22 protein-coding genes are annotated in these 23913 nt (G+C 67.1%); all 22 read right to left on the bottom strand.

The genetic code is table 11. The features are described from left to right. Positions 1-10: 10 nt before the first annotated feature. Positions 11-1195 carry an O-succinylhomoserine sulfhydrylase gene (locus RBT54_RS04870; RefSeq protein WP_320364679.1) on the bottom strand — a complete coding sequence of 395 codons (1185 nt, stop codon included), beginning with the start codon at positions 1193-1195 and terminating at the stop codon, positions 11-13. A gap of 42 nt (positions 1196-1237) precedes the next feature. Further along, a complete protein-coding gene (purF, locus tag RBT54_RS04875; RefSeq protein ID WP_320364681.1) occupies positions 1238-2776 on the bottom strand; it encodes an amidophosphoribosyltransferase in 1539 nt (512 codons plus the stop codon). Positions 2777-2787: 11 nt separating this feature from the next. After that, positions 2788-3279 carry a CvpA family protein gene (locus tag RBT54_RS04880; RefSeq protein WP_320364683.1) on the bottom strand — a complete coding sequence of 164 codons (492 nt, stop codon included), beginning with the start codon at positions 3277-3279 and terminating at the stop codon, positions 2788-2790. A 10-nt stretch (positions 3280-3289) separates the two neighbouring features. Next, on the bottom strand, positions 3290-3982 hold the full coding sequence (locus RBT54_RS04885; RefSeq protein ID WP_320364686.1) for an SPOR domain-containing protein: 693 nt from the start codon (positions 3980-3982) through the stop codon (positions 3290-3292). Between the two features lie 12 nt (positions 3983-3994). Next, complete coding sequence (gene folC, locus RBT54_RS04890; RefSeq protein ID WP_320364689.1) at positions 3995-5299, bottom strand: bifunctional tetrahydrofolate synthase/dihydrofolate synthase; 1305 nt, start codon at positions 5297-5299, stop codon at positions 3995-3997. A gap of 38 nt (positions 5300-5337) precedes the next feature. Beyond that, positions 5338-6216: an acetyl-CoA carboxylase, carboxyltransferase subunit beta gene (accD, locus tag RBT54_RS04895; RefSeq protein ID WP_320364691.1), complete on the bottom strand. Its 879-nt coding sequence runs from the start codon at positions 6214-6216 to the stop codon at positions 5338-5340. A gap of 2 nt (positions 6217-6218) precedes the next feature. Next, positions 6219-7034, bottom strand: a complete 816-nt coding sequence (trpA, locus tag RBT54_RS04900; protein WP_320364693.1) for a tryptophan synthase subunit alpha — start codon at positions 7032-7034, stop codon at positions 6219-6221. A gap of 43 nt (positions 7035-7077) precedes the next feature. Then, on the bottom strand, positions 7078-8289 hold the full coding sequence (trpB, locus tag RBT54_RS04905; RefSeq protein ID WP_320364695.1) for a tryptophan synthase subunit beta: 1212 nt from the start codon (positions 8287-8289) through the stop codon (positions 7078-7080). Further along, a complete protein-coding gene (locus tag RBT54_RS04910; RefSeq protein WP_320364697.1) occupies positions 8276-8899 on the bottom strand; it encodes a phosphoribosylanthranilate isomerase in 624 nt (207 codons plus the stop codon). Before RBT54_RS04910 ends, trpB begins: the two co-directional genes overlap by 14 nt. After that, positions 8900-9697: a tRNA pseudouridine(38-40) synthase TruA gene (gene truA, locus RBT54_RS04915; protein WP_320364699.1), complete on the bottom strand. Its 798-nt coding sequence runs from the start codon at positions 9695-9697 to the stop codon at positions 8900-8902. Continuing rightward, positions 9694-10299 (bottom strand): CbiQ family ECF transporter T component, encoded by a 606-nt coding sequence (locus tag RBT54_RS04920; protein ID WP_320364701.1) that lies wholly within the window; start codon positions 10297-10299, stop codon positions 9694-9696. The genes truA and RBT54_RS04920 overlap by 4 nt, the downstream gene beginning before the upstream one ends. A 74-nt stretch (positions 10300-10373) precedes the next feature. Further along, positions 10374-13517, bottom strand: a complete 3144-nt coding sequence (locus RBT54_RS04925; protein WP_320364703.1) for a FimV/HubP family polar landmark protein — start codon at positions 13515-13517, stop codon at positions 10374-10376. 211 nt (positions 13518-13728) lie between these two features. Next, a complete protein-coding gene (asd, locus tag RBT54_RS04930) occupies positions 13729-14862 on the bottom strand; it encodes an aspartate-semialdehyde dehydrogenase (RefSeq protein ID WP_320364765.1) in 1134 nt (377 codons plus the stop codon). A 54-nt stretch (positions 14863-14916) separates the two neighbouring features. Beyond that, positions 14917-15981, bottom strand: a complete 1065-nt coding sequence (gene leuB / locus RBT54_RS04935; protein WP_320364706.1) for a 3-isopropylmalate dehydrogenase — start codon at positions 15979-15981, stop codon at positions 14917-14919. A 36-nt stretch (positions 15982-16017) separates the two neighbouring features. After that, positions 16018-16656, bottom strand: a complete 639-nt coding sequence (leuD, locus tag RBT54_RS04940; RefSeq protein ID WP_320364708.1) for a 3-isopropylmalate dehydratase small subunit — start codon at positions 16654-16656, stop codon at positions 16018-16020. After that, entirely contained in the window at positions 16656-16784 is a 129-nt protein-coding gene (locus RBT54_RS04945; RefSeq protein ID WP_320364710.1) for an entericidin A/B family lipoprotein, read from the bottom strand. The genes leuD and RBT54_RS04945 overlap by 1 nt, the downstream gene beginning before the upstream one ends. A gap of 28 nt (positions 16785-16812) precedes the next feature. Further along, positions 16813-18222: a 3-isopropylmalate dehydratase large subunit gene (gene leuC / locus RBT54_RS04950; RefSeq protein ID WP_320364712.1), complete on the bottom strand. Its 1410-nt coding sequence runs from the start codon at positions 18220-18222 to the stop codon at positions 16813-16815. Positions 18223-18296: 74 nt separating this feature from the next. Then, positions 18297-19112 (bottom strand): M48 family metallopeptidase, encoded by an 816-nt coding sequence (locus RBT54_RS04955; protein ID WP_320364714.1) that lies wholly within the window; start codon positions 19110-19112, stop codon positions 18297-18299. Positions 19113-19125: 13 nt separating this feature from the next. Beyond that, complete coding sequence (locus tag RBT54_RS04960; protein ID WP_320364716.1) at positions 19126-20301, bottom strand: MFS transporter; 1176 nt, start codon at positions 20299-20301, stop codon at positions 19126-19128. 201 nt (positions 20302-20502) lie between these two features. Continuing rightward, positions 20503-21633: a chorismate synthase gene (gene aroC / locus RBT54_RS04965; protein ID WP_320364718.1), complete on the bottom strand. Its 1131-nt coding sequence runs from the start codon at positions 21631-21633 to the stop codon at positions 20503-20505. Positions 21634-21803: 170 nt separating this feature from the next. Then, entirely contained in the window at positions 21804-22121 is a 318-nt protein-coding gene (gene ilvN / locus RBT54_RS04970; protein ID WP_320364720.1) for an acetolactate synthase small subunit, read from the bottom strand. After that, a complete protein-coding gene (ilvB, locus tag RBT54_RS04975) occupies positions 22121-23794 on the bottom strand; it encodes an acetolactate synthase large subunit (protein ID WP_320364722.1) in 1674 nt (557 codons plus the stop codon). Before ilvB ends, ilvN begins: the two co-directional genes overlap by 1 nt. Between the last annotated feature and the right edge of the window lie 119 nt (positions 23795-23913).

Consider the following 23913-nt stretch of genomic DNA (forward strand, 5'->3'; position numbering starts at 1 on the left):
CTGCGTGCGCCTAGCGCGCCAAGCCCCGTGCCAGGTCTTCCTTCAGATCCTCGATATCCTCGAGCCCGACCGCGATCCGCAGCAGGCCCTCGCCGATCCCCGCGGTCGCGCGGGCCTCGGCGCTGATTCGGCCGTGGGTCGTCGTCGCCGGGTGGGTGATCGTGCTCTTCGTGTCGCCGAGGTTGGCGGTGATCGAGATCAGGCGCGTCGAGTCGACCACCTTCCACGCCGCATCGCGTCCGCCCTCGACGTCGAAGCTCAGGATTGCGCCGCCGCTCTTTTGCTGGCGCATGGCCAACGCGTGCTGGGGATGCGAGGCCAGCCCGGGGTAATACACCCGCGCCACGCCGGGCTGCGCCTCCAGCCAGCGCGCCAGCTCCAGCGCGCTCGCCGACTGCGCCTCCATGCGGATGCGCAAGGTTTCGAGCCCCTTCAGGATCACCCAGGCGTTGAACGGCGACAGCGTCGGGCCGGCCGTGCGCAGGAACTTGAAGACCTCGTCGGTGACCACCTTGCGGCCCGCCACCGCGCCGCCGAGCACACGCCCCTGGCCGTCGAGGTACTTGGTGGCCGAATGCACGACCACGTCGGCGCCGAGATCGAGCGGGCGCTGCAGTGCCGGTGAGCAGAAGCAGTTATCCACCGCGAACAACACCCCCGCCTCACGCGCGATCGCGGCCACGCCGGCGATGTCGATCACCTCGGTGAGCGGGTTGGATGGGGTCTCGGTGAAGAAGAGCCGGGTCTGCGGCGTGATCGCGTCGCGCCACGCGTCGAGGTCGGTTGCGGCGACAAAGGTCGTGCTGATGCCGAACTTCGACAGGATCCCGCCGAACAACTGCTGGGTCGCGCCGAACAAGCCATTGGACGCCACCACGTGGTCGCCCGCCTGCATCGTCGCCATCGCCAGCGACAGGATCGCCGACATGCCCGACGCGGTCGCGATACACGCCTCGGCCCCTTCCATCGCCGCGAGCCGGGTCTGCATCGCGGTGACGGTGGGGTTGGAGAAGCGCGCGTAGACGTAGCCTTCTTCCGCGCCCGAGAAGCGCGCCGCAGCCTGCGCCGCGTTGTCGAACACGAAGCTCGACGTCAGGTACATCGCGTCGCCGTGCTCGCCGAACGGCGTGCGCTCGATGCCCGCGCGCACGGCGAGGGTGTCGGGATGGTAGGCGGGAAAATCGGAGTGGCTCATTTTGGCATTCGCATTCTTACGGTGAAGGAGACCAGGTGCGCGTCAGCGCTCGCCGCTCGAGGCGAGGTTGAGGTCGAGCTGGCCGTCGTCCGCATCGTCGCCGTTGTCACCCTTCGAGGGCTTGGCCTCGCTACGCTGGTTCTCGACCCCGTTGAGGTACTCCACCGTGATGTCGCCAGTGATGTACTGGCCGTCGAAGCAGGAGGTCTCGAAGAAGCTGATCGACGGGTTGAGCGCACGAACCGAGGCCTTGAGGTCGTCGAGGTCCTGATAGATCAATCCGTCGGCGCCAATCTCCTTGCAGATCTCGTCGTCGGTCCGGTCGGAGGCGATCAGCTCGGCGCGGGTCGGCATGTCGATGCCGTAAACGTTGGCATAGCGCACCGGCGGCGCAGCCGAAGCGAGATAGACCTTGGTCGCCCCCGCTTCGCGCGCCATGTTGACGATCTCCTTGCTGGTCGTGCCGCGCACGATCGAATCATCGACCAGCAGCACGCTCTTGCCCCTGAACTCCTGGTGGATCGTGTTGAGCTTCTGGCGCACCGATTTCTTGCGCGTCGCCTGCCCCGGCATGATGAAGGTGCGGCCGATGTAGCGGTTCTTGACGAAGCCTTCGCGGAAGGGCAGACCGAGGCGCTGCGCCATCTGCATCGCGGACGGGCGACTCGAATCCGGAATCGGGATGACCACGTCGATGTGCACGTTCGGCATCGTGCGCCGCATGCGATCGGCGAGGAATTCGCCCATCTTCATGCGCGATTCGTACACGGACACACCATCGATGATGGAGTCCGGGCGCGCCAGATAGACGAACTCGAACATGCACGGCGCCTGAATCGTCTTTGTCGCGCACTGGCGGCTGTGGAAATTGCCCGCAGTGTCGACGAGGACCGCCTCGCCGGGTGCCACGTCGCGCAACAGGCGAAAGCCGAGCACGTCGAGCGCCACCGACTCCGAGGCCACCAACCACTCGGTACCGGCCGCGGTGTCGTTACGCCCGATGACAAGCGGCCGAATGCCGTAGGGGTCGCGGAAGGCGAGCAGGCCAAAACCGGCGATCATCACCACCACCGCGTAGGCCCCGCGGCAGCGCCGATGCACACCCGCAACCGCGCGGAAGATGGCCTCCTCGTCGAGCTTGAGGCCGTTGCACGCAGCCTGCAGCTCATGTGCGAGCACGTTGAGCAGCACCTCCGAATCGCTGCTGGTGTTGATGTGGCGCAGGTCGGACAGGAACATCTCGCGCTTGAGCGCTTCCGAGTTCGTCAGGTTGCCGTTGTGCGCCAGCAGCAGGCCGAAGGGCGAATTGACGTAGAAAGGCTGGGCCTCGGCGGCGTTGTAGGCCGAGCCGGCAGTCGGATAGCGGACGTGGCCGATGCCCCAGTTGCCCTTGAGATCGCGCATGTTCCGGGTCCGGAACACATCGCGCACGAGCCCCGAGCCCTTGTGCATGTGGAAGTGCGCTGCTTCGGAGGTGGCGATGCCCGCCGCGTCCTGACCGCGATGCTGGAGCACCTGCAGACCATCGTAGAGCAGCTGGTTGACCGGAGAAGTTGCAACGACGCCGAGAATTCCGCACATGGAGGTAACGCCTATCTGAATCGAATCTTGTCGGCCACCTCAGTGGGCAGCCACGGTTTTGCGGCAATCACAGCCGATTCCATCGGCGGCGAAAAGAGCGCCTGAGTCCACCACGGTTCGCGCGAGACGCCGGCGAGCCCGCCGATCAGCACCACGACGAACGCAAACACCAAACCACGCGCGATACCGAACAGTGCGCCAAAAAAACGGTCCGTGGCACCGAGTCCGGCCGCGCGTAACAACTCGCGCAACAGATAACGAATCAGCGCAGCGAGTATCAGCACGCCGAACACGACCAGTGCCCCGCCTGCCACCTGCCGCCAGACAGCCTCGTCGATCAGGCCCGAGAACACCTGTGCCGCCTCTTTGTTATAGCGCCACGCGGCGAACAGCGCTGCCACCCAGGCGAGCACGGCCATCACTTCGCTGACCAGGCCCCGCCACATGCCAATGACTGCAGACAGGCCCAGCACGGCGAGAAAAACGTAATCGAATACCGTCATCGTCGATTCGTCAGCGCGGCTGGAGAACGGCCTGATGCCCGGCCGCCTTGAGTCGCGAAGCGGCAGAATCGGCGGCGGCACGACCGGCGATCGGGCCCACGCGGACGCGGGTCACGTTGCCGGCACGCTCGGTATAGGCCGAAAAACCCTTGGCCTTCAGATCTTCGGCAAGGCGCGCGGCCTTGGCGGCATCGCTGAATGCGCCGACCTGGATCACAAAGGATTCACCCCGTGGCGGTACCACCTTGCCGCTGAGGATCGCGCGCACCCTGGCCTCTTCCTCCGCATTTGGCACCGCAGGCCGGGGTTCGGGTGCAGGACGCGCCGCGGGAGGCTCACTGCGGGGTGACGTTGCGGGTGGCACCGGTGCGCGCGGCGGCGGCAGCGCAGCCACCTCCGGCCCAGGCTTGGCAGCGGGCTCGAGTGCGGGCGCCGGGGCCTTGTCGCTGGCGGCGAGCGCCTCGTCCTCGGGAACAGGCACCGCGGCTGCGGGTGCCGACGCGTCGCCGGCCGGCGGCGTGCGGCGCAGGCCGTCTGCGCCGTCGCGGTCCGGGATCGTGATCTGGATGTCCTGGACGGCCGGGTGCGGCTCCTGCTCCATGATCATCGGCAATACCAGGGCCGCGAGCAGCGCCAGCGCCACTGCACCGACGAGCCGGCGCCGCGCCCGCTTCTTGATATCCAGGTTTTCTGCGTCACTCACCGCCAAACCTCGTCAGTGCTTTGCCGCCTTGATTGCTGCGAGCACATCTGCAACCGTCAGGAACGATCCGAAAACGACGATTCTATCACCCTCGGTCACTTCCTTTTGCGCTGCAGCAAACGCCGCCGAAGGCGAGCCGAAGCAGCGGACATCGTCTTTGTCGGTCGCGGTGCGCACGAGCTTACCAAGGGCCTCGGCGCTCAGGCCGCGCGGCCCGGGCAGATCGGCGAGCAGCCAGTGATCCACGCGATCCGACATCAGCGCAACGACGCCTGCCACATCCTTGTCGTTCAGCATCCCGAATACCGCCCAGGTCTCGGGATAAAAGCCCATGTTGCCGAGGTTGTCGGCCAATACGCCGGCCGCCTGCGGGTTGTGGGCGACGTCGAGGACGACGCTGGGCCGGCCCGGCAGCACCTGGAAGCGCCCCGGCACCTCGACCAGCATCAGCCCCTGGCGGATATGCTGCATCGACACCGGGATGCGCGCACGCAGGCATTCGAGCGCGGTGATCACCGCCGAGGCATTGAGCAACTGGTTGGCGCCGCGCAGGGCCGGATAGGCCAGACCGCCACGTTTGACCAGACTGCCCTGAGCGGGCGGCTGGGTGTAACGCCAGTAGCCCCACTGCTGGCGGTCGCCGCCGAAACCGAAGTCGCGCCCGCTGATCCACAGCTCGGCACCCACGGCGGCCGCGTGCTCCACCAGGCTCGCCGGCGGCTGAGGATCTCCGCAGATCGCCGGGCAGCCGCTGCGGAAGATCCCCGCCTTCTCGCGGCCGATTGCCTCGCGCGTGTCGCCGAGGTAGTCCATGTGATCCATCGCCACGCTGGTAACCAGCGTGCAATCGGAGTCGAAGACGTTGACCGCGTCGAGGCGGCCGCCGAGACCGACCTCGAGGATGATCACGTCCGGCCGCTCGGCAGCGAACACATGCCAGGCTGCCAGCGTGCCGTGCTCGAAGTAGGTCAGCGGCGTATCGCTGCGCGCTGCTTCGACCGCAGCGAAGCCTTCGACCAGTCGCGCATCGCTCGCGTCCTTGCCGTCGACACGCACGCGCTCGTTATAGCTCAGCAAGTGCGGCGAGGTGTAGCAGCCGACCCGATAACCGGCCGCAAGCAGGATGCCCTCGAGCATCGCGCAGCACGACCCTTTGCCGTTGGTGCCGCCCACCGTGATGATCGCCGCGTCGCACGCGACCGCCATCCGATCACGGACTGCGGCCACCCGCTCGAGCCCGAGCGCGATGTGCTGGCCGTGGCGCGCCTCGAGCAGCGCGAGCCAGCCCGGCAGGCTGTCGGGCAGCGCTGAACTCAAGCCCGAGCTCCCCCCTGGGGTCACCGCTTCGGCCACCATCAGTCGGCGACCACGTCCGCGGGCTGGCGGCTGAGCATGGCGAGCAGGGTGGCGAGCTGGTCACGCATCTCGCGACGGTCGACGATCAAGTCGATCGCGCCCTTCTCGAGCAGGAACTCGGCACGCTGGAAGCCTTCCGGCAGCTTCTCGCGCACGGTCTGCTCGATGACGCGTGGGCCGGCGAAGCCGATCAGCGCATTGGGCTCGGCGATGACGAGATCGCCCATGAAGGCGAAGCTCGCCGACACGCCGCCCATGGTGGGATCGGTCAGGATGGTCACGAAGGGAAGACGACGCTCGGCCAGGCGGGTGACCGCGGCCGTGGTCTTGGCCATCTGCATCAGCGACAGCAGGCCCTCCTGCATGCGCGCGCCGCCGGACGCGGTGACGCAGATGAAGGGCACGCGCTGCTCGAAGGCCGCCTTCGCACCGCGCACGAAGCGCTCGCCCACGACCGAGCCCATGGAGCCGCCGAGGAACTCGAACTCGAAGCAGGCCACGACCACCGGAATGCTCTTGATCGCCCCACTCATCACCACCATCGCGTCGGCCTCGCCGGTGTCGGCAGTGGCCGTGGACAGACGCTCGGGATACTTGCGCGAGTCCTTGAACTTGAGCGCATCGACCGGCGTGACCTCGGCACCGATCTCGACCCGGCCTTCGGTATCGAGCGTCAGGTCTAGCCGCCGGCGCGCGCGCAGGCGGTGGTGGTGGCCGCACTTCGGGCACACGCTGAGATTGCCCTCGAGATCGGAGCGGTACAGCACCGACTCGCAGCCCTCGCACTTGCTCCACAGCCCTTCCGGGATGGACTTATTGCGCGCCGACGTGTCGCCACGCTTGATCTTGGGCGGCAGCAGCTTTTGCAACCAGCTCATGGTCAGACTCCTTTGCCCGGTGCGAGGGCGTCCAGCGCGACACGGATGCCGCGCATGAAGGCGGTGACGCGCTCGACCTCGGCACCCGGGTTGTGTTCGATTTCCTCGATGATGCGACTACCGATCACCACCGCGTCGGCCACCGCGCCGATACGCTGCGCGCTGTCGGCATCGCGGATGCCGAAGCCCACGCCCACCGGCATGCCGACCGCGGCACGGATCTGCGGGATACGGCGCGCGACGTCGCCGATGTCGAGCTTGGCGCTGCCGGTCACACCCTTCAGCGATACATAGTAGATATAGCCGCGGCCCGCACGCGCCACATCGGCAAAGCGCTGCTCGGACGAGGTCGGCGCGAGCAGGAAGATCGGGTCGAGTCCGCCCGCCTTGGCGGTGGCCGCGAACGTGTCGCACTCCTCGGGCGGGTAATCCACGACCAGCACGCCGTCGACACCGGCATCGTGCGCGGCGGTGACGAAGCGGTCCTGGCCCATGGCCTCGATCGGATTGGCGTAGCCCATCAGCACCACCGGGGTGTCGGGATTGGTGACGCGAAAGACACGCACGACGTCGAGCACCTTGCGCAGACTCATGCCCTGCGCAAGCGCGCGCTCGGAGGCGCGCTGGATGGTGGGACCGTCGGCCATCGGATCGGAGAACGGCACGCCGAGCTCGATGATGTCGGCGCCGCCATCGACGAGCGCATTCATCAGCGGCAGCGTCAGCTCGGGCGTCGGAAAACCGGCGGTCACGAAGGGGATCAGCGCCTTGCGGCCATCGGCCTGCAGGCGCTGGAAAACGGTCTGGATTCTTGACATGTCTCGATCACACTGCGGGCCGCAGACGCGGCCCGGGGCAGGTTCAGAACTGGATGCCGGAACGTTCGGCGACGGTGTGCATGTCCTTGTCGCCACGGCCGGAGAGGTTGACCAGCAGGATCTTGTCCTTGGGCAGGGTCGGCGCCAGCTTGGCCGCATAGGCCAGTGCGTGCGAGGACTCGAGCGCGGGGATGATGCCTTCGAGCCGGCACAGGTTGTGGAAGGCCTCGAGCGCCTCGGCGTCGGTGATGCCGACATATTCGGCGCGCGAAGTATCCTTGAGCCAGGCGTGCTCCGGACCAACACCCGGGTAGTCGAGGCCGGCGGACACCGAGTGCGTCTCGATGATCTGGCCGTCCTCGTCTTGCAGCAGGTAGGTGCGGTTGCCGTGCAGCACGCCGGGGCGGCCAGCGGTCAACGAAGCGGAGTGGCGCCCCGTGTCCAGGCCGTCACCCGCGGCTTCGACGCCCACGAGCTTCACGCCCGGCACGCCGATGTAGGGGTGGAAGATGCCCATCGCGTTCGAGCCGCCGCCCACGCAGGCGAGCACGTAGTCGGGCTGGCGGCCGGTCATCTCGGGCATCTGCTCGAGGCATTCCTTGCCGATCACCGACTGGAAGTCGCGCACCATCATCGGATAGGGGTGCGGGCCGGCGACGGTACCGATGATGTAGAAGGTGTCGGCAACGTTGGTCACCCAGTCGCGCATGGCTTCGTTGAGCGCATCCTTCAGCGTCTTCGAGCCGGATTCGACCGGCACCACGGTGGCCCCGAGCAGCTTCATGCGGTAGACGTTGGCCGCCTGCCGCTTGATGTCCTCGGAGCCCATGTACACCACGCACTCCATGCCGTAGCGCGCGGCCACGGTGGCCGTGGCGACACCATGCTGGCCGGCGCCGGTCTCGGCGATCACGCGCTGCTTGCCCATGCGACGTGCCACCATTGCCTGGCCGATGCAGTTGTTCACCTTGTGCGCGCCGGTGTGGTTGAGATCCTCACGCTTGAGGTAGATCTGCGCGCCACCGAGGATGCCCGACCAGCGCTTGGCGTGGTAGACCGGGCTCGGGCGACCCACATAGTGCTTGAGTTCGTACTCGAACTCGGCGACGAACTCCGGATCGGCCTGGCAGGCCGCGTAGGCCTCACGCAACTCGGCCAGCGCCGGCATCAGCGTTTCGGAAACGAAGACGCCGCCGTAAGGGCCGAAATGCCCGCTCGCATCGGGAAACTGGTAAGGCGTGTCAGCCATCTGCATGTCGAACTCCGGCTATGAAGGCGGCGATCTTCGCCGCATCCTTGATTCCCTTGGCACTTTCCACGCCGCTGGATACATCGACCGCCCACGGGCGGACACGGCGCACGGCCTCGGCCACGTTGTCTGTATCGAGCCCGCCGGAAAGCACGAGTGGCCGCGCGAACCCATCGGGGATCAGCGACCAGTCGAAGGTCTTGCCGCCACCGCCGTAGCCCTCGACGAACGCGTCAACGAGGATGCCGCTGGCGCGCGGGTGGAAAGTCGAGAATTCTAGCAGATCGACCCCGGGGCGCATTCGTGCCGCCTTGATCCAGGGCCGTGCGTAGCGGGCGCAATCAGACTGAGCTTCGTCACCATGGAACTGCAGAAGTTGCAGCGGCACGCGCGCGAGCACCGCCTCGATCTCGGCCGGGGTGGCATTGACGAACAGACCCACGGAGGTGACGAAGGGCGGCAGCAAGGCCACGAGCTCGGCCGCCTCCTCGATCGAAACCGCACGCGGACTGGGCGCGTAAAAGACGAAGCCGATCGCATCGGCACCGCATTCGACGGCTGCGCGCACGTCCTGCGGACGGGTCAGGCCGCAGATCTTGATTCGGGTACGGGACATTCAGACGAGGGGTAGCTGAGGCAGCGCGATGATACGCCCATCGTTGGGTAGCGGCCAGCGCGGCGGGTAGCCGACCCCGCACAGGTAAAGCCCGTCTGGCGGGAAGGTGGGCGCCGCACGCGCGCGGTCGCGGGCCTCGAGCAGTTCGCGCATCCACTCCACCGGGTAGTGGCCCTTGCCCACGTAGACGAGCGCGCCGACGAGGTTTCGGATCATGTGATGCAGAAAGCCGTTGGCACGAAAGTCGAACAGCAGGTATTCGCCCTGGCGGGTGACGCGCGCCTCGCGCATCACCCGCACCGGGGTCTTCGACTGGCAGCCGGCAGCGCGAAAGGACGAGAAGTCGTGCGTGCCGACCAGGCATTCGGCCGCTGCCGCCATGCGCGCCACGTCGAGCGGCGGGTGGAACCACCCTACCCGCCCGGCCAGCATCGCCGGCCGCGTCGGCGTGTTGTGCAGGATGTAGCGATACTGGCGCTCACAGGCGAGATAGCGGGCATGAAAGTCGTCGGCGACCTCGGCCGACCAGCGCACCACCACCGCCCGCGGCAGCAAGGCATTGACACCCCGCACCCAGGCCGACTGCGGCCGCTGTGCATGGGTGTCGAAATGCACGACCTGGGCGCTGGCGTGCACGCCGGTGTCGGTGCGGCCGGCGCAATGCAGGCGGACGGGGTGAGCAGCGATCTGCGCGAGCGCCGCCTCGAGCACATCCTGCACGGTGCGACCATGCGCCTGGCTCTGCCAGCCGCAGAAGGCATCGCCCGCGTATTCGAGGCCGAGGACGATACGCTTCATGCCAGGCTCCACCACAGCAATGCGCCGAACAGGCCGAGCGCAATCAACGCATCGAGCACCCCGAGTCGTTCCCGCTGCAGCACCACGACCTCCTCCACACCCTTTTCCTCCTCTTCGCTTTCGGCCAACAGCCAGTCCCGCCACCGTGGTTTGCCATGACCCTGCGGCGAAGCCTCGACGTAGCGAAGCACCAGGAGCAGGCGCAAGGCCAGGCGCTCCGGCGACACGCCGATCAGGCGCAGCGGGCGGCTGATCGCATGGAGGCCGCCAACGAGCCGCTGCAGCGACAGGCGCTCGAGCAGCACGGCGACCGCGCACACCACGGCGATCAGCCGTGCGGCGTGCAGCACGGCGAGCGCCAGGCCCTCGCGTGTCGGGCCAAGGCGCGGCCAGTCGTGAAAGAGCGCCTCGCCGGGCGTGAACCATGCGAACAGGATCGCGATGGCCACCAGCAGCACACGCACCCTGCGCAGCAGCCGCAGCAAGCGTACGGGCGCAATCACCCCGGCCACCGCGGCACAAAGCGGCACCACCGCGGCGAGCGCAGACAACGAGAGCAGCTGCACAGACGCCACGGCGGCCAGCCAGAGAATCAGGATCAACCCGGAATGCATGCCAGTAAACAGAAAAGGCCGCACCCGAGCCGAGACTCGGAGCGGCCTGGCGACAGGGGCGTTCAGCCCAAGCGCGCGATCATATCGCGCGCCGCGGCCTGTTGTCTCGCCGATCCCTCACCCACCACTTCCTCGAGCAACTCGAGAGCACCTTCCTTGTCGCCCATCTCTTCGTAGGCACGCGCAAGCTCGAGCTTCGTCTCCGCCTCCTCGTTGTCCTCGCCCGCTGGCGCGTCTGCCGCCGGTGCGCCAGACCCGACACTCGCAATGCCGTCGAACTGGGTTTCGGCCACCGAAAACGGCACGACGTCGACTTCAGGGACGTCCTTGTCCTCGAAGTTCTCGAGATCAAAGTCGATCGAGGTCAGGTCGAGGGCAGCCGAAGCGACAGGCTGGGCCGCATCCGGGGTTGACGGTGCATCCAGTTCGAAATCGAAATCGAGCAGACTGCTGTCAAAACTGGTCTTCTCGAGATCGACCACCGGCTGTTCGGAGCTGGACGGCTGCTCGGGAACGACGCCAGCCGCAGGCGACTGCTCACCCAGATCGAAGCCCACAGCGAAATCCGGCTGATCGAGGCGGCTGGCCGCATCACTGACCACCGTGGCATTCAGGTCGAAGCGCTCGGCCGGGACGTCAAGCTCAAGGTCGGGGAGTTCGAAATCGAGGCCGGTGGCCATCTGCCCGCCATCCTCGAGCCCGTTGACCAAGCCCGCATCGGACATCGGTGCGGCAGGCGTCTCAGTGCCTTGACCCATGTCGGCCGAAGGCTCGGGCGAAACGTCCGGTTCGCCGATATCGAGGTCGAACACCGCCCCGGCATCAGCCTGCTCCTCGGCGGGGGCAGCGGGCGAATCGGCCGCGAAGTCGAGATCGAATGTCTGCTCCCGGGCGGACGGAGACGCGATCGGCGACTCGGCCGCTGGCGTGTCGTCACCGAGATCGAGATCAAAGTCGATCACCCCAGCATCGATCGCCAACTCGTCACCAAGCGGCTCGTCGAATGTCGCCGCCTCCACGAGCGCATCGGGCTCACCAGCCTGGGGCTCCTCGCTCCCGAGGCGACTCAGCTCACCCGGCAGGGTCCAGGTGTCACGCATCTGCGAATGACTGGGCTCGATCGACCCGGTCGTCGTGAAATCCAGCGAAGAAAGTTCGTGCCTTACCGCCTCCGCCTCGCTGCCTGCCACCGCGGGCAGTTCGCCAGCCGGCGCGACCGGGAGCTCGGCCGCTGCAGGCGCGGGCGCAACACCCGCCGCAGCCAACCCGGCAGCAACACCTAGAGCCGGTGCATGGGCACCCGCCGCAGGCTGCGTAACGGGCCCGCCTTCCCGATCCTGCGCCGAGACGTAGAGCGGGTTATCGGGATCGAGCTTGCGACCGAGTGCGGCCACCTTGTCCCAATCTCGCCCCTGCCCGCCCGTGCGCGCAAACAGCTCGCTGGCCGTCGCCTCGAACTGACGGCTGTTGCGGCGCTGAGCGTAGATCTCCAGCAGCTTGACGTAGATGGCCGTACGCGCCGGGTCGGCCTTGAGCGCATCTTGCAGGATTTCTTCGGCCTGCACGTCCCGACCGTAGGCCATATACACGTCAGCCTCAGCCACCGGATCGACGCCTTCGTCGGTGTCGATCGAGGACAGCCCCGACTGACTGAAATCGGTATGCATGATGCTCGTGGCGCCGGTATCGACGCTCTGACCACCTGTGCCGGCAAACACGCCATGGCTGTCACCGCCCATGGTCGAGGCACCGAGCGCGGCGTCGGCCGCCTGGATCTCGGCCTCTTTCCTGCGCTGCCTTGCCTTGAGGCCGGCGTAGGCGAGAAGCAGCGCAAGGATGCCGCCACCGCCTGCCAGCACGGCAGGATCGGCAAGCATGGAGTCGATGAAGGTCGGCTGCGGAGGCACTTCGGCGGGTACCGGGGGCGGCGCTGGACGCGGTGCGACCCCCGGCGCAGGCTGGGGAGACGGTGTGAGCGCTGCAGCCGGCTCAGCCGCGTTTTCGGGGGTAGTCGGCTTGGCAGGAGCGACAGCGGACACCGTCTCGCCATCCTTCACCGGCTCGGCTGGCACAGGCGGCGTCGAGGCAGCGGGACTGGCCGGGACCGCGGCCTCGGCGCCGGCCTGCAGTTGCCCCATCGTGCCGCTTTGAAGCTCGATCAGTCGCTGCAGGTCGCGAATGCTGCGTTCCAGTTGAGCAAGGCGTTCGTTGGCCTCCTCGAGCGCCTTCGAACGCGTGGTTAGTTCTTCCTCGAGTGCCTGCAGGCGCCCCTCGGCACCAGCGTCCGCCGCGCTGTCGCTGCGCGACACCTTCACCTGATCACCGGCATCGGACGATACCACCGGCTCTTCGACCTTCGGCACGATGCGTCCCGCGCTCTCCTGTTCCGCCTCGGCAGGCTGGGCCGGCGCCCGGCTGCTCGCCACCTTGGCGAGCCCACGTCTGTAGGCCTCGAAATCGGCCGCCTGGGCGCGCAGTTCGCGTCGAGCCTCGCCGGAGTCGATCGCCCTGACCGTGTCTGCACCGGGAACGCTCAACACCGAACCCGCGCGCAGACGGTTGATGTTGCCGCCATCGAAGGCCTGGGGATTTGCCCGCAGCAGGGCAACCAGCATCTGATCGAGCGTCGTTCCCGGCTGCACATTGGCACTGGCGATGCGGTGCATCGTGTCGCCGCGACGCACGGTGTAGGCGTCCGGGATCGCCCGCGGCGCGGGCGCAGCGCGCACCGGTACCGCCCCCCTCGCCACCGGGCGCGGGGCTGGCGCGGCAGCCGGCGTATCGATCGTGGCCGCGAGCGGGCGCGGCGCAGCCAGGTCTACCGGATCGAGCAGGAAAGTGTATTCGCGCACCAGGCGACCGGTCGCCCAGTTCAGTTCGACCAGCAGGTCGACGAAGGGGTCATTGATCGGGCGGTCGCTGGAAAGCCGGATGATGGGGCGGGCAGCCCGGGTATCGACACTGACGCGGATGGCGCTGGCAGCACTGCCGTAGCTCAGGTTTGCCTGACGAAACGCCTCGGCCGATGCGATGCGCGCACTCAGCGACTGCAGTTCCTGCGGGGTCGCGCTGACCTGAATTTCGGCGCGCAGAGGCTGACCGAGGCCACTATATACATTGATCTGCCCCAGGCCCGCGGCATGCGTGGCGAGCGGAAGCGCAGCAATGGAGAGCGCGAGCAGCGAGGCCCTGAGCGACTTTGTCATGTTGGTTTTCAAACCGCGTTCCCCCGGAACTGAGCAGTACGGCCAAAAGAAGCCCTTGTCTGGCCTAGGAATCTAGCATTTCCCGGCGCCAGCCGCATTAGTCGGACCTGATTCAAGCCCTGGCAGCGTGATGGATTACCGCCATCGGCACCGGCTTCGCCAACGAAAAAGGGGGCGACTGCCCCCTTTAACGTCCCAGCAAGCGAAAACCTTAACGCTCGAGCAGGATGCGCAGCATGCGGCGCAGCGGCTCGGCCGCGCCCCACAGCAGCTGGTCGCCGACGGTGAAGGCGCCGAGATACTCCGGGCCCATCGCCATCTTGTGGAGCCGCCCGACCGGGATGCTCAGCGTGCCGGTGACGGCGGTCGGGGTCAGCTCGCGCTCGGTGATCTCGCGATCGTTCGGCACCACCTTCACCCACTGGTTGGCGCTGGCGATGATCTCGCTGATCTCGTCGAGCGGAACGTCCTTCCTGAGCTTGATGGTCAGCGCCTGCGAGTGGCAGCGCATCGCGCCGATGCGCACGCACAGGCCGTCGATCGGGATCGAACCCGGGCTGCGGAAGGCCGGGTTGCCGAGGATCTTGTTGCACTCGGCGCCGCCCTTCCACTCTTCCTTGCTCTGGCCGTGCTCGACTGGCACGTCGATCCAGGGGATGAGGCTGCCGGCGAGCGGGGTGTTGCGGAAGTTCTTCTTCGGGAAGCTGTCGGAGCGCATGGTCTCGGCGACCTTGCGGTCGATCTCGAGGATGGCCGAGGCGGGGTCGGCGAGCAGGTCCTTGACCGAGTCGTGGATGCTGCCCATCTGGCTGATGAGCTCGCGCATATTCTGCGCGCCGGCACCCGAGGCCGCCTGGTAGGTCATCGCCGAGATCCATTCCACCAGGCCGTGCCTGAACAGGCCGCCCAGGCCCATCAGCATCAGCGACACGGTGCAGTTGCCACCGATCCAGTTGCGCCCGCCCTTGGCGAGCGCGGCGTCGATGACGTCGCGGTTGACCGGGTCGAGGATGATCACCGCGTCGTCGTTCATGCGCAGCGCGGAGGCGGCGTCGATCCAGTGGCCGTTCCAGCCGGTGGCGCGCAGCTTGGGGAAGACTTCCTTGGTGTAGTCGCCACCCTGGCAGGTGATCACGACGTCGCAGGCCTTGAGCGCCTCGATGTTCATTGCATCCTGCAGCGGCGCAGCCGCTTCCTTGCCGCCGAAGGCCGGCGCATTGCCGCCGGCGTTCGAGGTGGAGAAATACACCGGCTCGATGAAGGCGAAGTCGCCCTCTTCCACCATGCGCTGCATCAGCACGGAACCGACCATGCCACGCCAGCCAACCAGACCGACTCGATTCATGTTCATCACTCTCAACAAAAACGTTTCTTGAAAAATCCGTTCGGATGCAACAGCTTACAGCGCTGCAAGCACCGCGTCGCCCATCTCGCGCGTGCCGACGCGCTTGGTACCCGGCTCGTAGATGTCGCCGGTGCGATAGCCCTGGGCAAGCACCTTCTTGACCGCACGCTCGATGCGCTGCGCGGCCGCTTCCTGATTGAAGGTATAGCGCAGCATCATCGCCGCCGACAGGATGGTGGCGAGCGGGTTGGCGAGATCCTTGCCGGCGATGTCCGGGGCGGAGCCGTGCGAGGGCTCGTACATGCCCTTGTTGTCGGCGTTGAGCGAGGCCGAGGGCAGCATGCCGATCGAGCCGGTGAGCATCGAGGCCTCGTCCGACAGGATGTCGCCGAACATGTTGCCGGTGACCATGACGTCGAACTGCTTGGGCGCACGCACGAGCTGCATGGCGGCGTTATCGACCAGCATGTGGGTCAGCTCGACCTCGGGGAACTCCTTGCTGACCTCGATCGCGATGTCACGCCAGAGCTGGGTGGTCTCGAGCACGTTCATCTTGTCGACCGAGCACAGGCGCTTGCCACGCTTCATCGCGGCCTCGAAGGCCACGCGCAGGATGCGGCGGATCTCGTACTCGGCGTAGATCATGGTGTTCCAGCCCACGCGCTGGGTTTCGCCGTTGACCTCGCGCATCTCGATGCCGCGCGGCTGACCGAAATAGATGTCGCCGGTCAGCTCGCGCACGATCAGGATGTCGAGGCCGGCGACGATCTCGGGCTTGAGCGTCGAGGCGTTCGCCAGTTCCGGATACAGGATGGCCGGACGCAGGTTGGCGAACAGGGCCAGCTCCTTGCGGATGCCGAGCAGGCCAAGTTCTGGTCGCTGGTTGCGCGGGTGGTTGTCCCACTTCGGGCCACCAACGGCGCCGAGCAGGATGGCGTCGGCGTCGCGCGCGAGCTTGAGGGTGGCCTCGGGCAGCGGGTTGCCGGTGGCATCCACCGCGCAGCCGCCCACCAGGGCTTCTTCCATCTCGAACTTGAGTTCGAGCGCATTCAACACGCGCACGGCCTGCGCCATGATCTCGGGACCGATGCCGTCACCCGGCAGCACGCAAATCTTCATCGAATCGTTTTCCTTGGTTCGGTGAGCCAGGCCGGCTCAGGCAAAGTAGTAGGGGTGATCGGCGCGGCGCTTGTCCTCGAAGGCGCGGATCTTGTCGGCGTGGCGCAGCGTGAGGCCGATGTCGTCCCAGCCGTTGAGCAGGCATTCCTTGCGGAAGGCGTCGATGTCGAAGGCGATCGACTTGCCGTCCGGGCGGGTGATGGTCTGCGCGGCGAGATCGACCTTCAGGCGATAGCCTTCGCTCGCCTCGCACTGGCGGAACAGCTCGTCGACCTCGGCCGCGTCGAGCTGGATCGGCAGCAGGCCGTTCTTGAAGCTGTTGTTGAAGAAGATGTCGGCGAAGCTCGGCCCGATGAGAACGCGAAAGCCGTAGTCCTCGAGCGCCCATGGTGCGTGCTCGCGCGAGCTGCCGCAGCCGAAGTTGTCACGCGTGAGCAGGATCTGCGCGCCCTGGTAGCGCGGCTTGTTGAGCACGAAGTCGGGATTGAGCGGACGCTGGCTGTTGTCCTGGCCGGGCTGGCCGACGTCGAGGTAGCGCCATTCGTCGAAGGCATTGGGGCCGAAGCCGCTGCGCTTGATCGACTTCAGGAACTGCTTCGGGATGATCGCGTCGGTGTCGACGTTGGCGCGGTCGAGCGGCGCGACCAGGCCGTCGAGTTGGGTAAACGGATTCATTATTTCACTGCCCTCTGGATGGCCTCGCCACCCCTTTCGATATCCTTGCCGACGCCGTGCACGGTGTTGCAGGCGATGGAGACGAAGCCGGCGGCAAGCGCGGCGACGATCAGCGCAAGTTTCTTCATTGCAATGCCCTCGATCTGGCGCCGGCGCTCAGGCCAGCGTGCGCACGTCGGTGAAGTGCCCCGTCACCGCGGCGGCCGCGGCCATTGCCGGGCTGACCAGATGCGTACGGCCCCCCGCGCCCTGACGGCCCTCGAAGTTGCGGTTCGAGGTCGACGCGCAACGCTCACCCGGTTCGAGGCGGTCGGCGTTCATCGCCAGGCACATCGAACAGCCCGGCTCGCGCCACTCGAAGCCGGCGGCGAGGAAAACCTTGTCCAGCCCTTCTTCTTCGGCCTGGCGCTTGACCAGCCCCGAGCCCGGCACCACCAGCACACGCTTGACGCTGGGTGCCTTGCTGCGCCCCTTGGCCACGGCGGCGGCTTCACGCAGGTCCTCGATGCGCGAGTTGGTGCACGAGCCGATGAAAACCTGGTCGACCGCGATGTCGGTGATCGGGGTGTTGGCCGTGAGGCCCATGTACTTGAGCGCGCGCTCGACGCCTTCGCGGCGCACCGGATCGGTGAGCTTGGCGGGGTCCGGCACGCGGCCGTCGACCGTGGTGACCATCTCGGGCGACGTGCCCCAGGTGACCTGCGGCTGGATGTCCTCGGCCTTCAGCTCCACGACCTTGTCGAACTCCGCGCCCTCGTCGCTGTGCAGGCTGCGCCAGTAGTCGACCGCCTGCTCCCACTGCTCGCCCTTGGGCGAGAACGGGCGGTCCTTCAGGTAGGCGATGGTGGTCTCGTCCACGCCGACCATGCCGGCGCGTGCGCCCGCCTCGATCGCCATGTTGCAGATGGTCATGCGGCCTTCCATCGACAGCGCGCGGATCGCGCTGCCGCCGAACTCCATCGCATAGCCGGTGCCGCCCGCGGTGCCGATCCTGCCGATGATGGCGAGCACGACGTCCTTGGCGGTGACACCCTTGCCGAGTTGGCCATCGACCTTGATCAGCAGGGTCTTCGACTTCTTCTGCAGCAGGCACTGGGTCGCCATCACGTGCTCGACCTCGGAGGTGCCGATGCCGTGCGCCAGGCAGCCGAAGGCGCCGTGGGTGGAGGTGTGCGAGTCGCCGCAGACCACGGTCATGCCCGGCAGCGTGGCACCGTTCTCCGGGCCGATGACGTGCACGATGCCCTGGCGCGCGTCCTTGAACGGGAAGTAGGCGAGCGAGCCGACCTCGCGGATGTTGGCGTCGAGCGTCTCGACCTGCTGCCGCGACACCGGGTCCTGGATGCCGAGGTCCCAGTGGTCGGTGGGCGTGTTGTGGTCGGCGGTGGCGACGATCGAGCTGATCCGCCACGGCTTGCGCCCGGCCAGCTTGAGGCCCTCGAAGGCCTGCGGGCTGGTCACTTCATGGACGAGGTGACGGTCGATGTAGATCAGCGCCGTGCCGTCGGCCTCCTGGTGGACGACATGACTGGACCAGAGCTTTTCGTACAGCGTTTGAGCATGCATCCCGGTGATTCCACGTCAAAAAAAGACAATGATTATTTCACAAAGGCGACAGGACTGAACAGCGCGCCCCGGCCTCAGCGTCGCGCGCCCTGGTAGAGCGGCATCACGCGCGCGGCGTATTCGCCCAGATCGCGCTGGCGGTTGGCATGGGAGGGGTGAGTGGACAGCCACTGCGGCGGCGCACCGGCCGACTGCGAGGCCATCTTGTTCCACAGCGTGACCGCCGCGCGCGGGTCATAGCCGGCGCGCGCCGCCAGTTCCACCCCCATGCGGTCGGCCTCGGTCTCGTGCTCGCGCGAGTTGGGCAGCTCGAAGGTCACCTTGGCGACCTGGTTCATCAGGGTCTGGCCACCCTGGCCAACACCGAGCAGCGCACCCGCCACCGAGAGGCCGATCCCAGTCGCCATCGATTTGGACACCTGCTCGCGCGCATGCTCGCGCAGGGCGTGGGCGATCTCGTGGCCCATCACCGCGGCGATCTCGTCGTCGGTCAGCCTGAGGCGTTCGATGAGGCCGGTGTAGATCGCCATCTTGCCGCCCGCCATGCACCAGGCGTTGAGCTCGTTGGAGCTGAACACGTGCACTTCCCAGGCCCACGACGGCGCATCGGGACGGAAGGCGCCGGTCTGCGCGGTCAGGCGCGACACGATCCGACGCACCCGCTGCACGGTGGCAGGATCACGATCGAGGGCGTTCTTGCGCCGCGCCTCGGCGAGCATCTGCTGGTATTGCTGGCTGGACGCCTGCTCGATCTCCTGCGCCGAGACCATCATCAACTGCGAGCGCTGCACGCCGACCGCACCGCCCTGGGTGGTCTGCACGGTCTGGCAGGCGGCGGTGATGGTGCCGGCGATCAGCACCGGCATGGCAATGTTCAGGATTAGTTTCATTTTCTCCATCTCCTCACTGCGAAAGGTTTGCGCCGGCAGCCCGCCGAGCCGCACCGCCCCGACTGCGCCAGCCCAACAGCAGCCAGACGAAGCCTGCGAGCGCAAACCCCGATCCGATCGTAAACGTCCATGCGGCACCCAGGCCCTCCCAGGTGTAACCGCTGAGCAGCCCGCCGAGCATGCCGCCGGCGCCGAAAGACAGACTGCCATAGAGCGCCTGGCCGTGAGACTGCAGCCGCCCCGGAAACCACTGGTTCACCACCGCGATCGCAGCCGCATGATAAGCGCCGAAGGTTGCCCCATGCAGCACCTGCGCCAGCAGCAGCAGCGCAAGGCTGTCCGCGCCCCAGCCGATCATCAGGAAGCGCAGCACTGCGCACGCGAACGAGAACAGCAGGATGGCGCGCAGCGAGAAGCGTTGCGTGATGCGCGGCATCAGCATGAACACGACGATCTCGGCGATCACGCCCAGCGTCCACATCCAGCCCACCAGCGTCTTGTCGTAGCCGATGTCGACCAGGAAGATCGAGTAGAACACGTAGAGCCCGCCGTGCGCCGCGGACATCAGGAAGCAGGCACCGAACAGGGCCTGCACTTCCGGGCGGCGCAAGGTGTCGCCGAAGCTCGCGGTCTCGCGCTGCACCGGCGGGCGCGGCGCCTCGGGGACGATGAAGCTGCACAACACGATGCCAGCGAGGATGGTGGCCGTCACCCACAGCACGGCGTCGATCGGCAGGTGATCGAGCGAATGGCCGAGCGCGAGCACGGCGACGATGAAGCCCACCGATCCCCACACCCGGATGCTGCCGTAGCGATGCGAAGCCTCGCCGAGATGGGCGAAGGCCAGCCCTTCGATTAGCGGCAGCGCCGCGCTCCAGAAGAAGGCCATCAGCGCCATCGCCGCGAACAAGCCGACGAAATCGGTGGTCAGGAAGAACACCGAGAAGCCCGCCAGGCTGGCGAGCGCCGACAGGCGCACGATCGCGATGCGCATGCCGAGCCTCTCTGCCAGCCAGCCCCAGAGGTTGGGCGCCAGCACGCGCATCAGCTGCATCAGCGACATCAGTAGCGCGATGTCGGTGGCCGAGAGCGCGATCGACTGCAGGTAGAGCGCGAAGTACGGCGAGAACGCGCCGACGAAGGCGAAGTAGAAGAAGTAGTAAGCCGACAGGCGCCAGTAAGGAATCATCGGACGCGCCTCAAGCTCGGCGGCGCACGCAGGGGCGCGGACTCAAGCCCATGTCCGGAGTTCGCACCCCTGCCGGAGCAGTCTTCTGTACCAGCGGGCTTGCCCGCGAACACCGCCTGCGATCGGCGCAGGCCCGGTTCGCGGGCAAGCCCGCTCCCACGGACCGGTCCCCGGCGCACGGGTCATGATCGTCGCCAGCGCTCAGCGCGGCGACGGCAGGCGCTGGCTGCCCTCAGGCGCAAGCCCCGGGATAGGCGGCGTGTCGGTGCGTACGTCGCCGCACTGCGCGCGGTGGCGCAGCGCATGGTCGATCAGCACCAGCGCGAGCATGGATTCGGCGATCGGCGTGGCGCGGATGCCCACGCAGGGGTCGTGGCGGCCTTCGGTGGCGACCATGACCGGATTGCCGGCGCGGTCGATCGAGCGCCGCTCGAGGCGCAGGCTCGAGGTCGGCTTGATCGCGATGCTGGCGATGACGTCCTGCCCGGTGGAGATGCCGCCGAGCACGCCGCCGGCGTGGTTGGACAGGAAGCCTTCCGGCGTCATCTCGTCGCCGTGCTCGGTGCCACGCTGCGCCACCGACCTGAAGCCGGCGCCGATCTCCACGCCCTTGACCGCGTTGATGCCCATCATCGCGTAGGCGATGTCGGCGTCCAGGCGACCATACACCGGCTCGCCCCAGCCTACCGGGACGCCGCTGGCGACCACATCGATGCGCGCGCCGATCGAGTCGCCCGACTTGCGCAGCGCGTCCATGTAGGCCTCGAGCTCGGGCACGATCGCGGCGTTGGGAGCGAAGAAGGGGTTGCCGTCGACCTCGTCCCAGGACACGAAGGGGATGTCGATCGGCCCGAGCGCGCTCATGCAGGCGCGGATGACGATACCGTAGCGCTCCTTCAGCCACTTCTTCGCGATCGCGCCGGCGGCCACGCGCACCGCGGTCTCGCGCGCGGAGGAGCGCCCACCGCCGCGATGGTCGCGCACGCCGTACTTCTGCAGGTAAGCGTAGTCGGCGTGCCCGGGGCGGAAGGTGTCGGCAATGTTGCCGTAGTCCTTGCTGCGCTGGTCCTGGTTGCGGATCAGGAGCGAGATCGGGGTGCCGGTGGTCACGCCCTCGAACACGCCGGAGAGGATCTCGACCGTATCCGGTTCGCGGCGCTGGGTGACGTGGCGTGAGGTACCCGGCTTGCGGCGGTCGAGCTCGGTCTGGATGTCGGCCTCGCAGATCGCCAGCCCCGGCGGGCAGCCGTCCACGATGCAGCCGATCGCCGGGCCATGCGATTCACCGAAGGAGGTGACTGTGAACAGCGTGCCGATGGTGTTGCCGGACATGGAAATCTCTCTTTTCGCCTCCGCGGCGCGGCGCAGCCGAACGGCATGCGCGTAACGTGCAGGGCATTTCAAATGAACGGGGACGGGGCCGCGAGTCTAGCACGCACACCCCGTCCCCTTCAGCCCGCACCGGGCTGCAATCGGCGCGACTGGATCGACCCGCCCGTGCCTCAGTGGAAGAAGCCCTCCAGGCGCTCGAAGACCTCGTGCTCGGCACCATGGCGGCGGACGTTGAGCACATCCTCGAGCTTCTCGAGCTGGCGAATCATCTGCTCGAGGCGATGGTCCTCGAACACCAGAAGCCAGATGCGCGAGCGTTTGCCGTCCGACACCGGCATGCACAGAATGCCCTCGACGTTGAACGCGCGGCGCGCAAAGAGATTGCAGATGTGACTCATCACCCCGGGGTGGTTGTTCACATCCAGTTCCAGAACAACTTTGGCGATGCCCGCTTGCGGCATCGGGTCGGCAACCTGTTCGATCATCATCAGCCTCCGATCATCTCGGTGTTGGCCGCACCCGGCGGCACCATGGGATACACGAATTGTTCGCGGTCAATCGTTGCGTGGATCAGGCACGGGCCCGGCGCATGCAGCGCCTCGGCGAGCGCGGCGCGCGGATCCTCGGCCTTGTCCAGATCGACCGCCGGCACGCCGAAGCCCTCGGCGATCTTCACGAAGTCGGGCTCGGTGCGATACCTGGACGCGAACAGGCGCTTGCCGTAGAACAGCGTCTGCTGCTGATACACCAGGCCGAGCGCGTTGTTGTTCATCAGCACGATCTTGACGTTGAGCCCCTCCTCGGCGAGCGTGGCGAGTTCCTGGATGTTCATCTTGAAGCTGCCGTCGCCGGTGAAGCAGACCACGGTCCGGTCCGGCTCGGCGAGCGCGGCGCCGATCGCGGTCGGCAGGCCGAAGCCCATCGTGCCCAGGCCGCCCGAGGTCAGCCACTGGCGCGGACGGCGGAAGGGGTAGGCCTGCGCCACCCACATCTGATGCTGACCGACGTCGGTGGCGACGATCGCCTCATCGTCGAGCGCACTGGCCACGGCGTGGATGAGGCCGTAGTGGCTGCGCGGATCGTCCTGCCCCGGAAACTGCATCGGGAAGCGCGATCTCAGGCTCTCGACTTGCGCCAGCCAGCGCTCGCGCGGCTTGGCCTGCACGCGCGGCAGCAGGGCCTCCAGCGCGCACTTGACGTTGGCGTGCAGCGCGACGTGCGCGCTCTTGATCTTGTGCAGCTCGGAAGCGTCGATGTCGATGTGCACGATCTTCGCGTTCGGGCAGAACTGCGTGGCGCGGCCGATCGCGCGATCGTCGAAGCGCGCGCCCACGACGATCAGCAGGTCCGACTCCTCGAGCACGAAGTTGGTGTAGCGCGCGCCGTGCATGCCGAGCATGCCGATCGACAGCGGATGATCGATCGGCATCGCACCGAGCCCCATCAGCGTCATCGTGGTCGGCAGCCCGGCCTGCTCGGCCAGTTGCACCGCCAGCGGCGCGGCACCCGAGGCGACCACCCCGCCGCCCAGGTAGAGCACCGGCTGTTCGGCCGCGTTGATCATGTGCGCGGCGGCTTCGAGCGCAGCCATGTCGAGCTGCGGCGCAGGGTCGGCCACCGCAGGCGCGGGCAGTTCGCCCTCGTCGATGGTGATGAGCTGGTTCTGGACGTCCTTGGGCACGTCGATCAGCACCGGACCGGGGCGGCCGGACATGGCGATGCGGAACGCGTCCGGCACCACCTCGAGCAGCTCCTGGGCCGAGCGCACCAGAAAGTTATGCTTGGTGATCGGCACCGTGATGCCGTAGATATCGACCTCCTGGAAGGCGTCGGTGCCGATCATCGCCTGCGGCACCTGGCCGGTGATGACGACCATCGGGATCGAATCCAGGCAGGCATCGGCGATCGCGGTGACCAGGTTGGTCGCGCCCGGACCGCTGGAGGCAATGCACACCTGCGGCACGCCGGACACACGTGCCATGCCCTGGGCCATGAAGCCTGCGCCCTGCTCGTGGCGCGCCAGCACGTGGCGAATCGTGTCGCTGCCGGACAGCGCATCGTAGAACGGCAGAATGGCACCGCCGGGAATGCCGGCGATGGTGCGCACGCCCTGACGCTCGAGGAGGCGCACCATCAATTGCGCGCCGTTGAGTTGCATCATGTTTGCTCTCCTTGGTTTCGGATTCGGTAGCAGACCGGCGGGCGCAAAATGCAAAACCCCCGTCGGGCTTGCGCGCCGACGGGGGTTTGAGATTTCTGTGCTCGAGTGTTTCGTGTCCC

It is taken from the genome of Thauera sp., assembly GCF_034003485.1.
Lineage (GTDB): Bacteria > Pseudomonadota > Gammaproteobacteria > Burkholderiales > Rhodocyclaceae > Thauera.